The organism is Pseudomonas sp. LBUM1640 (genome assembly GCF_059716225.1).
Map to the genome: position 1 here is coordinate 474,968 of NZ_CP166816.1, position 14,589 is coordinate 489,556.

A 14,589-nucleotide genomic window follows, 5' to 3' on the forward strand; every position below is an offset into this window, starting at 1 on the left:
GAGGCAGCCTGGTGAGAAAGTGTCTATGAAAGCAGGTCTGTACCAACCCGATGAATTCAAGGATAACTGCGGTTTCGGCCTGATAGCCCACATGCAGGGCGAGCCCAGTCATACCCTTTTGCAAACGGCCATCGAGGCCCTGACCTGCATGACCCACCGCGGTGGGATCAACGCCGATGGCAAAACCGGTGACGGTTGCGGCTTGCTGATTCAAAAGCCCGACCAGTTCCTGCGCGCTGTCGCAAAAGAACAATTTGCTGTCGACCTGCCCAAGCAATACGCCGTGGGCATGGTGTTCTTCAACCAGGACCCGGTTAAAGCCCAAGCCGCTCGCGAGAACATGAACCGCGAGATTCTGGCTGCCGGCCTGCAGCTCGTCGGCTGGCGCAAAGTGCCAATCGACACCAGCGTGCTCGGCCGCCTGGCCCTTGAGCGCCTGCCGCAGATCGAACAAGTGTTCATCGCAGGCGATGGCCTGAGCGACCAGGACATGGCGATCAAGCTGTTCACTTCGCGTCGTCGCTCGTCGGTGTCCAACGCCGCCGATACCGACCACTACATCTGCAGCTTTTCGCACAAGACCATCATTTATAAAGGCCTGATGATGCCGGCGGACTTGACCGCCTTCTATCCAGACCTGAGCGATGAGCGCCTGCAAACCGCAATCTGCGTGTTCCACCAGCGCTTCTCCACCAACACCCTGCCGAAATGGCCGCTGGCCCAGCCATTCCGCTTCCTCGCCCACAACGGCGAGATCAACACCATCACCGGCAACCGCAACTGGGCCGTGGCCCGTCGCACCAAGTTCGCCAACGACTTGATGGACCTCGAAGAGCTCGGCCCGCTGGTTAACCGCGTGGGTTCCGACTCCTCCAGCATGGACAACATGCTTGAGCTGATGGTCACTGGCGGCATCGACCTGTTCCGTGGCGTGCGCATGATCATTCCGCCTGCGTGGCAGAACGTCGAAACCATGGACCCGGATCTGCGTGCGTTCTACGAGTACAACTCGATGCACATGGAGCCGTGGGACGGCCCGGCCGGCGTGGTGATGACTGACGGCCGCTATGCGGTGTGCCTGCTCGACCGTAACGGTCTGCGCCCGGCGCGTTGGGTCACCACCACCAACGGTTTCATCACCCTGGCGTCGGAAATCGGCGTATGGGACTACAAGCCTGAAGACGTTATCGCCAAAGGCCGCGTAGGCCCTGGCCAGATCCTGGCCGTGGACACCGAGACCGGGCAGATCCTCGACACCGACGCCATCGACAACCGCTTGAAGTCGCGTCACCCGTACAAGCAATGGCTGCGCAAGAACGCCCTGCGTATCCAGGCGACCATGGAAGACAACGACCACGGTTCGGCTTTCTACGACGTCGACCAGCTCAAGCAGTACATGAAGATGTACCAGGTCACGTTCGAGGAGCGTGACCAAGTGCTGCGCCCGCTCGGCGAGCAAGGCTACGAGGCCGTTGGCTCCATGGGCGACGACACGCCGATGGCCGTGCTGTCCCAGCGCGTGCGCACGCCGTACGACTACTTCCGCCAGCAGTTCGCCCAGGTGACCAACCCGCCGATCGACCCGCTGCGTGAAGCCATCGTGATGTCGCTGGAAGTGTGCCTCGGTGCCGAGCGCAACATCTTCCAGGAATCGCCTGAGCACGCTTCCCGTGTGATCCTCAGCTCGCCGGTCATTTCCCCGGCCAAGTGGCGTTCGTTGATGACCCTGGAACGCCCAGGCTTCGACCGCCAGATCATCGACCTGAACTACGACGAGAGCCTGGGCCTTGAAGCCGCTGTGCGCAACGTCGCTGACCAGGCCGAAGAAGCCGTGCGTGCCGGTCGCACCCAGATCGTATTGACCGACCGCCACATTGCCCCAGGCAAGCTGCCGATTCACGCCTCGCTGGCCACTGGCGCGGTGCACCACCGCCTGACCGAAAAAGGCCTGCGTTGTGACTCCAACATCCTCGTCGAAACCGCCACCGCCCGCGACCCGCATCACTTTGCGGTGTTGATCGGTTTCGGCGCGTCGGCGGTGTACCCGTTTCTGGCGTACGAAGTGCTCGGTGACCTGATCCGTACCGGTGAAGTGCTGGGCGACCTCTACGAGGTGTTCAAGAACTACCGTAAAGGCATCACCAAGGGCCTGTTGAAGATCCTGTCGAAGATGGGCATCTCCACCGTCACGTCCTATCGCGGCGCGCAGTTGTTCGAAGCCATCGGCCTGTCCGAAGAAGTCTGCGAGCTGAGCTTTCGTGGCGTGCCGAGCCGCATCAAGGGTGCGCGTTTCGTCGACATCGAAGCCGAACAGAAAGCCCTGGCCGCCGAAGCCTGGAGCGCGCGCAAGCCGATCCAGCAAGGCGGCCTGCTCAAGTTCGTGCACGGTGGCGAATACCACGCCTACAACCCGGACGTGGTCAGCACCCTGCAAGCCGCCGTGCAGCAGGGCGACTACGCCAAGTTCAAGGCATACACCGCGCTGGTGGATAACCGCCCGGTGTCGATGATCCGTGACCTGTTCAAGGTGAAGACCCTGGACACGCCGCTGGCCATCAGCGAAATCGAGCCGCTGGAATCGATCCTCAAGCGCTTCGACTCCGCCGGTATTTCCCTCGGCGCCTTGTCGCCTGAGGCCCACGAGGCCCTGGCCGAAGCCATGAACCGCCTGGGTGCGCGTTCCAACTCCGGCGAAGGCGGTGAAGACCCGGCGCGCTATGGCACCATCAAGAGCTCGAAAATCAAGCAAGTGGCGACTGGCCGTTTCGGTGTAACCCCGGAATACCTGGTCAACGCCGAAGTGCTGCAGATCAAAGTCGCCCAGGGCGCCAAGCCCGGTGAAGGCGGCCAGCTGCCAGGCGGCAAGGTCAACGGTTTGATCGCCAAGCTGCGTTACGCAGTGCCGGGCGTGACCCTGATTTCGCCGCCGCCGCACCACGACATCTACTCGATTGAAGATTTGTCGCAGCTGATTTTCGATTTGAAACAAGTCAACCCGCAGGCGCTGGTCTCGGTGAAGTTGGTAGCAGAAGCCGGCGTGGGCACCATCGCCGCCGGCGTGGCCAAGGCCTATGCCGACCTGATCACCATCTCCGGCTACGACGGCGGCACCGGCGCTTCGCCGCTGACCTCCATCAAGTACGCCGGCGCGCCGTGGGAACTCGGCCTGGCCGAAACCCACCAGACCCTGCGCGGCAACGACCTGCGCGGCAAAGTCCGGGTGCAGACCGACGGCGGCCTGAAAACCGGCCTCGACGTGATCAAGGCGGCGATCCTCGGCGCCGAAAGCTTCGGCTTCGGTACTGCGCCGATGATCGCGCTGGGCTGCAAATACCTGCGCATCTGCCACCTGAACAACTGCGCCACCGGCGTCGCGACTCAGAACGAGAAGCTGCGCAAGGATCACTACATCGGCACCGTCGACATGGTGGTGAATTTCTTCACCTACGTCGCCGAAGAAACCCGTGAGTGGCTGGCCAAGCTGGGCGTGCGTTCGCTGGAAGAGCTGATCGGGCGTACCGACCTGCTCGACATCCTCGAAGGCCAGACCGCCAAGCAGCAACACCTGGACCTGACGCCGCTGTTGGGCAGCGATCACATCCCGGCAGACAAGCCGCAATTCTGCCAGGTTGACCGCAACCCACCGTTCGACAAAGGCCTGCTGGCCGAGAAGATGGTCGAAATGGCCAGCTCCTCGATCAACGACGCCAGCGGTGGCGACTTCGCCTTGGATATCTGCAACTGCGACCGTTCGATCGGCGCACGCATCTCCGGCGAAATCGCGCGCAAGCACGGCAACCAAGGCATGGCCAAGGCGCCGATCACCTTCCGCTTCAAGGGCACTGCGGGCCAGAGCTTCGGCGTGTGGAACGCCGGTGGCCTGAACATGTACCTCGAAGGCGATGCCAACGACTACGTGGGCAAGGGCATGACCGGCGGCAAGCTGGTGATCGTTCCGCCAATCGGCAGCGTCTACAAGTCGCAGGAAAGCGCGATCATCGGCAACACCTGCTTGTACGGCGCTACCGGTGGCAAGCTGTTCGCCGCCGGTACGGCCGGTGAGCGTTTCGCCGTGCGTAACTCCGGTGCCCACACCGTGGTGGAAGGCACGGGCGATCACTGCTGCGAGTACATGACCGGGGGCTTTGTCGCGGTACTGGGCAAGACCGGTTACAACTTCGGTTCGGGCATGACCGGCGGTTTCGCCTACGTGCTCGACCAGGACAACACCTTCGTCGACAAGGTCAACCACGAGTTGGTCGAGATCCAGCGGATCAGCGGCGAAGCCATGGAGTCCTACCGGAACCACTTGCAGCACGTGCTGGACGAGTACGTCGAGGAAACCAACAGCGAATGGGGGCGTAACCTCGCCGAAAACCTCGATGATTACCTGCGTCGTTTCTGGCTGGTCAAGCCCAAGGCTGCCAACCTGAAATCGTTGCTTTCCAGCATCCGTGCCAACCCGCAGTGATATGCGCCTGAACAGTTTGATGAGGTTTTAACATGGCTGAACGTCTGAATAACGACTTCCAGTTCATCGATGTCGGGCGCAAAGATCCGAAGAAGAAACTGTTGCGTCAACGCAAGAAAGAGTTCGTGGAAATCTACGAACCCTTCAAACCCCAGCACTCGGCCGACCAGGCCCACCGCTGCCTGGGTTGCGGTAACCCGTATTGCGAATGGAAGTGCCCGGTGCACAACTTCATTCCCAACTGGCTCAAATTGGTGGCCGAGGGCAACATCCTCGCCGCCGCCGAGCTGTCGCATCAGACCAACACCCTGCCGGAAGTCTGCGGCAGGGTGTGCCCGCAAGACCGTCTGTGCGAGGGTGCCTGCACCCTTAACGACGGCTTCGGCGCGGTGACCATCGGTTCGGTCGAGAAGTACATCACCGACACCGCGTTTGCCATGGGCTGGCGCCCGGACATGTCCAAGGTCAAGCCGACCGGCAAGCGTGTCGCGATCATCGGCGCGGGCCCGGCTGGCCTGGGCTGTGCCGACGTGCTGGTGCGTGGCGGCGTGACCCCGGTGGTGTTCGACAAGAACCCGGAAATCGGTGGCCTGCTGACCTTCGGCATTCCCGAGTTCAAACTGGAAAAAACCGTACTGAGCCACCGTCGTGAAGTGTTCACCGGCATGGGTATCGAGTTCCGTCTCAATACCGAAATCGGCAAAGACATCACCATGGAGCAACTGCTCGCCGAATACGATGCCGTGTTCATGGGCATGGGCACCTACACCTACATGAAGGGTGGTTTTGCCGGTGAGGACTTGCCGGGCGTGTACGACGCTTTGGACTACCTGATCGCCAACGTCAACCGCAACCTGGGCTTTGAAAAGTCGCCGGAAGATTTCGTCGACATGAAAGGCAAGAAGGTCGTGGTGCTGGGCGGTGGTGATACCGCGATGGACTGCAACCGCACGTCGATTCGCCAGGGCGCCAAGTCGGTGACCTGTGCCTACCGTCGTGACGAAGCCAACATGCCGGGCTCGCGCAAAGAGGTGAAGAACGCCAAGGAAGAAGGCGTGAAGTTCCTCTATAACCGCCAGCCGATCGCTATCGTCGGTGAAGACCGCGTCGAAGGCGTGAAGGTGGTCGAGACCCGTCTCGGCGAGCCGGATGCCCGTGGCCGTCGCAGCCCCGAGCCGATCCCGGGTTCCGAAGAGATCATCCCGGCCGACGCCGTGGTCATCGCTTTCGGCTTCCGCCCAAGCCCGGCGCCGTGGTTCGAGCAGTTCGAGATCCAGACCGACAGCCAGGGCCGCGTTGTGGCCCCGGAACAAGGCCAGTACAAGCACCAGACCAGCAACCCGAAAATCTTCGCCGGTGGCGATATGGTTCGCGGGTCTGACCTGGTAGTGACTGCCATCTTCGAAGGCCGCAATGCCGCTGAAGGGATCCTGGATTACCTCGGCGTTTAAGCCTCGGTACGCTTAACACAAGCGGGCTTGTTCCTTACGGACAAGCCCGCTTTTGCGTTTTATTGCTTACGTTTTTTAACGCGCCTCATCACCACCACAAAAAACACCGGTACAAACACCACGGCCAGTGTTGCGCTGATCATCCCGCCGATCACGCCCGTACCAATGGCTTGCTGGCTTGCCGACCCGGCGCCGGTGGCAATGGCCAACGGCACCACGCCTAGAATAAACGCCATCGAGGTCATCACAATTGGACGTAACCGCAGCCGAGCGGCTTGCAGCGTGGCGTCGATCAGGTCGTGGCCCTCATCGTAAAGTGTCTTGGCGAACTCGATGATCAGGATTGCGTTCTTCGCCGACAGGCCAATGATCGTGATCAAACCGACCTTGAAGAATACGTCGTTGGGCATCCCGCGCAGCGTGACTGCCAGAACAGCGCCAAGCACACCAAGCGGCACGATAAGCAACACGGATGTGGGAATCGACCAGCTCTCGTACAGCGCCGCCAGGCACAGGAACACGACCAGCAGCGATAGGCCGATGAGGATCGGCGCCTGGTTGCCGGACAAGCGCTCCTGCAATGACAGCCCCGTCCATTCCTGCCCAATGCCCGCGCGCCCCTGGGCCACCAGGCGTTCGATTTCGGCAATGGCTTCGCCGGTACTGTAACCGGGCGCGGGTTCGCCGGAGATGCTCACCGAGGGGTAGCCGTTGTAACGGTTCAATTGCGCAGGCCCTTGAGTCCATGTGGCTTTAACGAACGTTGAAAGGGGCACCATTTGTCCTGCGTTGTTGCGTACGTGCATCTTCAGCAAGTCATTAACCTGTTGACGTTGGTCGCCTTCGGCCTGCACCACCACCCGTTGCATACGGCCCTGGTTGGGGAAGTCATTGATGTAGGCCGAACCGATGCCGGTGGACATCAGGTTGCCAATGTCGGCGAAGGAGACGCCGAGCGCGTTGGCATGTCGGCGGTCAATATCGAGTTTGACTTGGGGGGCTTCGGCCAGCGCGCTTTCGCGCATATCTGTCAGTATCGGGCTGGCTTGCGCCGCTTCCAGTAAATCGTTGCGAGCCTGCATCAAGGCTGCGTAGCCAAGGCTGCCACGATCCTGCAAACGCAGCTCGAACCCGCTGGAACTGCCGAGACCGCGAATCGGTGCCGGCGACACCACCAGCACCTCGGCTTGCTTGATTTGACTCAAGGCCGCGTTGGCGCGGTCGGTGATTGCGGCTGCAGAGTCATTACTGCCCCGCCAGGACCAACCCTTGAGCACCGCGAAACCCAACGCCGCGTTCTGCCCATTGCCGGAAAAGTTGTAGCCGAGAACGAATGTGCTGTTGTCCATGGCAGGCTCCGTGGCGAAATGTGCTTCGACCTGTTTGACGACCTCTACCGTGCGACTTTGGTTCGCTCCGGGGGGGAGTTGAATGTCGATGATCACAAAGCCCTTGTCTTCTTTCGGAAGAAACGAGGCGGGCAGCTGGCTGAAGCTCACTAGCAGCACGAGCAGAAGGGCTGCATAGATGAACAAATAGCGCCCGCTGCGTTTCAAGGCATGAGTCACCCAGCCTTGGTAATGCTCGGTCAGTTGTTCGAACCGGCGGTTGAACCCGGCGAAGAACCGTGCAGAGGTGTGATCACCCGCGGCCACAGGCTTGAGCAGCGTTGCGCAAAGCGCGGGTGTGAGAGTCAGCGCAAGGAGCGCCGAGAACAGAATGGATGTGGCCATGGTCAGCGAAAACTGCTGGTAAATGACCCCGACGGACCCCTGCATAAATGCCATCGGGATAAATACCGCCACCAGCACCAAAGTAATGCCGACGATAGCCCCGCTGATTTGTTTCATCGCCTTGCGCGTGGCTTCCCTGGGCGAGAGCCGCTCCTGCAGCATGATGCGTTCAACGTTCTCCACCACCACAATGGCGTCGTCCACCAGGATGCCGATCGACAGCACCATGCCAAACATGGTCAGCACATTGATGGAAAATCCCATCAGTAACATGAGCGCCAAGGTGCCCATCAATGCGACCGGTACAACCAGGGTCGGAATCAATGTGTAACGAATATTTTGCAGGAACAGGTACATCACCGCGAACACCAGCACCATGGCTTCGAGCAGTGTGTACACCACTTTAGTAATTGAGGCTTTGACGAACGGCGAGCTGTCGTAAACGATCTGGTACTTCATGCTGGCAGGAAAGTAGCGTGACAACTCGTCCATCTTCTCGCGCACGCGTGTTGCCGTACTCAACTCATTGCCGTCAGGCGTCAGCTGCACGCCCAACTCGCTGGACGGTCGACCATTGAGTCGGGTGCCGAACTGGTATTCCTGGCTGCCGATTTCAACCCGGGCAACATCGCCAAGGCGCACGACAGCCCCGTTGGGCGCGGCTCTCAGCACAATGTCGGCGAACGCTTGCGGGGTCGACAGTTGGCCCTCAGCCAGGACGGTCGCGGTGATTTCCTGGGTATTGGCAGCGGGTAACTCGCCCAGGCTGCCGGCGGCTATCAAGGTGTTTTGAGCCGCGATTGCTGCGTTGACTTCTGCGGGTGTCAGGTTGAAAGCGATCAACTTTTGCGGGTCGACCCAGATACGCATGGCTCGTTCAGCCCCGAACAACTGGACTTTCCCAACCCCCTCCACGCGCTTGATTTCGTTGATGACGTTACGTGCCAAGTAATCGCTGAGGTCAATGCTGGTGACAGTCTCGTCGGTGCCGATAAGCGAAACGAACAGCAGATAGCCGGTGGACGCTTTCTCCACGCGCAAGCCCTGTTGGATCACTGCTTGTGGAAGGCGCGATTCAACGGCTTTCAGGCGGTTGAGCACATCGACCTGCGCAAGATCCGCAGGGGTGCCTGGCTTGAATGTCGCAGTGATCGTGGCGGTGCCTTGGCTGCTGCTTGATTCGAAATACAGCAGGTGATCAGCCCCGCTGAGCTCTTCTTCGATCAGGCTGACGACACTTTGGTCCATGGCCTGCGCCGAAGCACCGGGGTAGTTGGCGACGACTTCGATGCGCGGCGGCGCAATGTTGGGGTACTGCGCCACGGGGAGCTGTGGAATCGCCAGAACACCCGCCAGCAGGATAAACAGGGCAATCACCCAGGCGAATACCGGGCGGTCAATAAAGAATTGCGGCATGCGCTAGCGTCCTTTTGACTGACCAATAGCCTGGTCGAGTGGAAGAGCGCCGTTGTCGATCACCACGTGTTCGCCTGGGCGGGCATGTTGCAAGCCTTCGACGACGATTCGGTCGCCGGATGTGAGGCCGTCGGTGACAATCCATCGGTTTTGGTGCACGGCGCCCAGTTGCACGGTTCTCAGGCTCACACGCAGTTCGTCATCCACCAGCAGCACTTGGGCCAGCCCGGTGCTGTTACGCAGGATGGCGCGCTGCGGCACGCTGATACCTTGTTGGTCGATGGCGTGCTCCAGCCGCACACGCACGAAGCTGCCGGGCAGCAAATCGAGGTCGGGGTTGGGAAACTCGCTGCGCAGGATGATCTGGCCGGTGCCGGGGTCTACTGAGATGTCGCTGAACAGCAGCTTGCCGGGCAACGGGTACGCGCTGCCGTCGTCCTGCAGCAAGGTGGCTTTAGCCTGGCCCGGGCCCGGTTGTTGCAACTGGCCGGAGCGGAATGCGCGGCGCAGTTCGTTGAGTTCACGGGTCGATTGCGTCAGGTCGACATGGACCGGGTCCAACTGCTGGATCAGCGCCAGCGGGGTTGATTCGTTCTGTCCGACCAAGGCACCTTCGGTCACCAGGGCACGCCCGATGCGCCCGGAGATGGGCGCGGTCACGGTGGCATAACTCAAATTCAGACGCGCGCGTTGCACCTTGGCCTCGTTGGCTGCGACGCCAGCTTCAGCCTGCCGTGCGGCCGCGCGCGCGTTGTCATACTCCTGGGCACTGATCGCCTTGGCTGAGATCAACTGGCGGTAACGCTGTTCTTGCTGACGTGCGCGTAAAGTATCGGCTTGCGACCGTTTAAGCCCGGCCAGGGCGCTGTCCAGATCCGCCTGCAGCGGCGCCGGGTCGATGTAGAACAGGACGTCACCCTGTTTCACGTCACCGCCTTGCGCGAACACACTTTTGAGCACCACCCCAGCCACCCGAGCGTTTACCTGGGCCGTTCGTGGTGCAGCAATGCGCCCACTGAGCTCGCTGCTAATGGAAATGGGTTTGGCTTGCAGGGTTTCTGTGCTCACCTTTACGGGGGCGGATGCCTGCGGTTCAGGTGCCTGGGTGCAACCGCTCGCAGCAATGGCCAACACCACTGAAGCTGATGCGAAACGCAACTTTCTATACATCGACATGCCTCCATAAAGAGGCATGGATGCTAGGAACGAGCAGTTAATTTGCGGTTAAACCGAGGTTGGAAGAGTGAGAGCAAATGTGACCCTTAGTTTCAAATCTTTGCAGAGAAGAAGCTCAAGTGTGACGTTCCATCACCGCGACAAATTGACCCGATAGACAAAAGGCACGGCTCATACCGTGCCTTTTGCGTCGCGCTCTGAGAAAATGCCCGCACTTTTTTTGCGGATGCCGACATGACTGCCCTCAAGAACGACCGTTTCCTTCGTGCCCTGCTCAAGCAACCTGTAGACGTCACGCCCGTGTGGATGATGCGTCAAGCCGGTCGCTACCTGCCGGAATACCGCGCCAGTCGCGCCCACGCCGGCGACTTCATGAGCCTGTGCATGAACCCGGAGTTCGCCTGCGAAGTCACGATGCAGCCGCTGGACCGCTACCCACAACTGGACGCGGCCATCCTGTTCTCCGATATCCTGACCATTCCTGATGCCATGGGCCAAGGCCTGTACTTCGAAACCGGCGAAGGCCCGCGTTTCAAGAAAGTCGTCAGCACCCTGGCCGACATCGAAGCCCTGCCGATTCCCGATCCGCACAAAGACCTCGGTTACGTGATGGACGCGGTCAGCACCATCCGCCGCGAGCTGAATGGCCGTGTGCCGCTGATCGGCTTCTCTGGCAGCCCATGGACCCTGGCCACCTACATGGTCGAAGGCGGCTCGTCGAAAGACTTCCGCAAGACCAAGGCCATGCTCTACGACAACCCGCAAGCCATGCACCTGCTGCTGGACAAGCTGGCGCAGTCGGTCACCAGTTACCTCAACGGCCAGATCATGGCCGGTGCCCAAGCGGTGCAGATTTTCGACACCTGGGGCGGCAACCTGTCGGCGGCGGCTTATCAGGAATTCTCCCTGGCCTACATGCGCAAAATCGTCAGCGGCCTGATCCGTGAACACGAAGGCCGCAAAGTACCGGTCATCCTGTTCACCAAAGGCGGCGGCCTGTGGCTGGAAAGCATCGCCGACGCCGGTGCCGATGCACTCGGCCTGGACTGGACCTGCGACATCGGCGAAGCCCGCCGTCGCGTGGGTAACCAGGTCGCGCTGCAAGGCAACATGGACCCCACCGTGCTTTACGCCAAGCCGGAAGCGATCCGCACCGAAGTCGGCCGCATCCTGGCCAGCTACGGCAAGGGCAGCGGGCACGTGTTCAACCTCGGCCATGGCATCACGCCTGAAGTGAACCCGGAGCACGCAGGCGCGTTCCTGCGTGCGGTGCACGAGCTGTCGGCGCAATACCACGAGTAATGAAAAAGCCCGGCAGTGCCGGGCTTTTTATTAGGGTGCACACAAAACAAATGTGGGAGCTGGCTTGCCTGCGATAGCGGTGGTGAATTCACTACCGCTATCGCAGGCAAGCCAGCTCCCACATACAGCAAATCGCGTCAGGCCTGCACGTTCCCCAGCGGCGGCAACTTCGCCAGCTTCAGCGCCACCAACAGCGCGCCAACCAGCAGCGCGACGATAAACCCGCCAATCCCATTCCACCCGGCAAAGTGCCAGAAGAATCCGCCCGCCGTACCGGCGATACTCGAGCCCACGTAGTAGCAGAACAGGTACAGCGACGACGCCTGCCCCTTGGCCTTGACCGCGCGGCGGCCGATCCAGCTGCTGGCCACCGAGTGGGCGCCGAAGAAGCCGAAGGTGAAGATCAGCATGCCGGGCACCACCAGCCACAGCGGGGTGAACAAGGTCAGGAGCATGCCGGCGAGCATCAGCACAATAGTGCCCCACAACACGCGACGACGGCCGAGGCGATCCGCCAGCGAGCCTATTTTCGCCGAACTGTAGATGCCCGACAGGTACACCAGCGACAGCAGGCCGACCACGGCCTGGCTCAGCTCGTAGGGCGAGGCCAGCAGGCGATAACCGATGTAGTTGAACATCGTCACGAATGCGCCCATCAGCAGGAACGCTTCGAGGAACAGCCACGGCAGGCCCGCGTCCTTAAAGTGCATGACAAAGCCATCCACCAGGCTGCGCGGCTTGAGGCTCCTGGCGCGGAAGTTGCGCGATTCAGGCAGGATTTTCCAGAACACGGTGGCCGCAATCAGCGCCAGCGCGCCGATGATCAGCATTGCGGTGTGCCAGCTGACGAAGTCGATGAGTACGCCGATGATCAGGCGCCCGCTCATGCCGCCAATCGCGTTGCCGCCGATGTACAAGCCCATGGCCAGGCCGATGTGTTGCGGGTGGATCTCTTCGCTCAGGTAGGTCATCGCCACGGCGGCCAGGCCGCTCAATGACAGGCCCACCAGCGCGCGCATCAGCAGAATCCCTTCCCACGTCGGCATCAAGCCACTGGCGATGGTGGCCAGCGCGGCACAGAACAGCGCGGCAACCATCACCGGTTTGCGCCCCAAGGTGTCGGAAATCGGCCCGGTGATCAGCAAGCCCAAGGCAAGCATTGCCGTGGCGACAGAAAGAATCAGGCTGCTTTGCGCCGCGTTGATGGAAAACTCGTGGGACAGCGCCGGCATCATCGGCTGTACGCAATACAGCAGGGCAAAGGTGGCGAAACCACCGGAGAACAGCGCCAGCACCGTGCGCATGAACATCGGCGTGCCTTTTTCGATGAACTGCTCGTTGAGCTGGGCCACCACCTCATCCAGGGCGGTAGGCGGGACTTCTTGAGCAAATGGAGCGACAGCAGATTTCACGGGGACCTCGGCGAGGGAAAGCCTGCCAGGACTGGCAATGCAAAAAAGAATATAGCTGCCTAATGATTCTTTCCAATATATTGTTCGACCTGTTTGATAGCTTTTACGACCTAATGGGGCTTGCATGGAATTGCGTCACTTGCGGTACTTCATCGCTGTCGCCGAAGAACTGCATTTCGGCCGCGCCGCACAGGTGCTGGGCATCTCGCAGCCGCCGTTGAGCCAGCAGATCCAGGCGCTGGAGCAAGAGGTGGGCGCGCGCTTGTTTGAGCGCACCAATCGTCGGGTCGAGCTGAGTGAAGCGGGGCGGCTGTTCTTGCATGAAGCACGGTTGGTGCTGGCGCAGGTCGACAAGGCTGCGGACGTGGCCCGGCGCGCGCAGTTGGGCGAACTTGGGGAATTGAAGATCGGCTTCACTTCGTCGGCGCCGTTCAACTCCAGTATTCCGCAGGCGATCTTTGCGTTTCGCCAGGCTTTTCCCGCGGTGCATTTGAATCTGCAGGAAATGAGCAGTACCGAAGTGGCCGAGTCACTGGTGGATGAGTCGATCCAAGTGGGCCTGATGCGCCCGCTGCCGTTGCCGGACTCGCTGAGTGTCATCGAGCTGATGCGCGAACCGCTGGTCGCCGTGCTGAGCGCCGGCCACCCTTTGGTGGAGGGCAGCGAGCGCGGCTTGCATCTGTCGCAACTGGCTGAAGAGCCTTTTGTATTCTTCCCACGTACCTATGGCAGTGGCCTTTACGCACAACTGCTCAACCTGGCACGTGACGCCGGTTTCAGCCCGCACTTCGCCCAGGAAGCCGGGGAGGCGATGACCATCATCGGGTTGGTGGCGGCGGGGTTGGGGGTTTCGGTGCTGCCGGCGTCTTACCAACGCATACGCATTGATGGCGTGGTGTATCGCACCTTGCTCGATCAGGAAGCGGTGACGGCCGTGTGGCTGGTGCAACGCAAAGGCGCGCAAACCCCGATGGCCAAGGCGTTTGTGGAGCTGCTGACCCGTAAAACGTTGGTATGACGGCGAATAACCTGTGGCGAGGGAGCTTGCTCCCGTTGGGCTGCGCAGCAGCCCCAAAACCAGATAACTGTGTTTAATCAGATAAACCCAATTGCAGGTTTTAGGGGCGCTTCGCAGCCCAGCGGGAGCAAGCTCCCTCGCCACAGAAAAGCGGGTGTATCAATTCTGCTTCGACGTCCCCGTCTGCTCAAACAACTGCGCCGCCGACCCTGCCTCATTCACGCTATTGCTGCGCAAACCCGCCATGATGTCGCTGTCCAAGTTGTTCACCCAACGGTTGTAGTTGCGGTGGATCTTGCCGTCCTTGTAGCCCAGGTCGCGGCTGTCGCGGTAGGTGATGGCGTAGCTGTTGCGGGTGTAGCGAATGTCGATTGCAGCGTAGTACTGGTTACGCACGGTGATCTCGGCCTGCACCAGTTGCGGGCCGAAACGTTGCACAGTCCACTCGCGTTTTTGCAGGGCCGTGACGATGACCTGCTTGATTTTCTCTTCGCTCACCTGAGCGTCGGCCGGCAGCGCGTGCTGGGTGTTGAGCACCGGTTTGCTGGTGCAGCCGGCGGTGGCCAGCAGGGCCAGGGTGATCAGCGTAGCGCGTAGCAAGGAAGACATT

At 60.8% G+C, this 14,589-nt stretch carries 8 protein-coding genes; 4 read left to right on the forward strand and 4 right to left on the reverse strand.

The features are described from left to right. The first annotated feature begins 25 nt into the window (after positions 1-25). Both gltB and ACA065_RS02085 read left to right on the forward strand, forming a co-directional pair. On the forward strand, positions 26-4,471 hold the full coding sequence (gltB, locus tag ACA065_RS02080; RefSeq protein WP_497693103.1) for a glutamate synthase large subunit: 4,446 nt from the start codon (positions 26-28) through the stop codon (positions 4,469-4,471). 32 nt (positions 4,472-4,503) lie between these two features. Next, on the forward strand, positions 4,504-5,922 hold the full coding sequence (locus ACA065_RS02085) for an FAD-dependent oxidoreductase (RefSeq protein ID WP_497693104.1): 1,419 nt from the start codon (positions 4,504-4,506) through the stop codon (positions 5,920-5,922). A gap of 59 nt (positions 5,923-5,981) precedes the next feature. Here the strand turns inward: ACA065_RS02085 and ACA065_RS02090 are convergent, their stop codons facing one another. Together ACA065_RS02090 and ACA065_RS02095 are read right to left on the reverse strand one after the other, a co-directional pair. Further along, positions 5,982-9,071: a multidrug efflux RND transporter permease subunit gene (locus ACA065_RS02090; RefSeq protein WP_497693105.1), complete on the reverse strand. Its 3,090-nt coding sequence runs from the start codon at positions 9,069-9,071 to the stop codon at positions 5,982-5,984. Between the two features lie 3 nt (positions 9,072-9,074). Further along, the gene (locus tag ACA065_RS02095; protein ID WP_497693106.1) at positions 9,075-10,241 is read right to left on the reverse strand and encodes an efflux RND transporter periplasmic adaptor subunit; all 1,167 of its coding nucleotides are present in this window, start codon (positions 10,239-10,241) and stop codon (positions 9,075-9,077) included. A 240-nt stretch (positions 10,242-10,481) separates the two neighbouring features. On the opposite strand from ACA065_RS02095, the gene hemE reads away from it, so the two are divergent. Beyond that, positions 10,482-11,549, forward strand: coding sequence for a uroporphyrinogen decarboxylase (hemE, locus tag ACA065_RS02100; RefSeq protein ID WP_053253959.1), 1,068 nt, complete (start codon positions 10,482-10,484; stop codon positions 11,547-11,549). Positions 11,550-11,686: 137 nt separating this feature from the next. On the opposite strand, the gene ACA065_RS02105 is transcribed toward hemE, so the two are convergent. Further along, the gene (locus ACA065_RS02105) at positions 11,687-12,913 is read right to left on the reverse strand and encodes an MFS transporter (protein WP_497695288.1); all 1,227 of its coding nucleotides are present in this window, start codon (positions 12,911-12,913) and stop codon (positions 11,687-11,689) included. 172 nt (positions 12,914-13,085) lie between these two features. On the opposite strand from ACA065_RS02105, the gene ACA065_RS02110 reads away from it, so the two are divergent. Next, positions 13,086-13,979 carry a LysR family transcriptional regulator gene (locus ACA065_RS02110; protein ID WP_497693107.1) on the forward strand — a complete coding sequence of 298 codons (894 nt, stop codon included), beginning with the start codon at positions 13,086-13,088 and terminating at the stop codon, positions 13,977-13,979. Between the two features lie 159 nt (positions 13,980-14,138). Here ACA065_RS02110 and ACA065_RS02115 read toward each other — a convergent pair whose 3' ends face one another. After that, on the reverse strand, positions 14,139-14,588 hold the full coding sequence (locus ACA065_RS02115; protein ID WP_497693108.1) for a hypothetical protein: 450 nt from the start codon (positions 14,586-14,588) through the stop codon (positions 14,139-14,141). Between the last annotated feature and the right edge of the window lies 1 nt (position 14,589).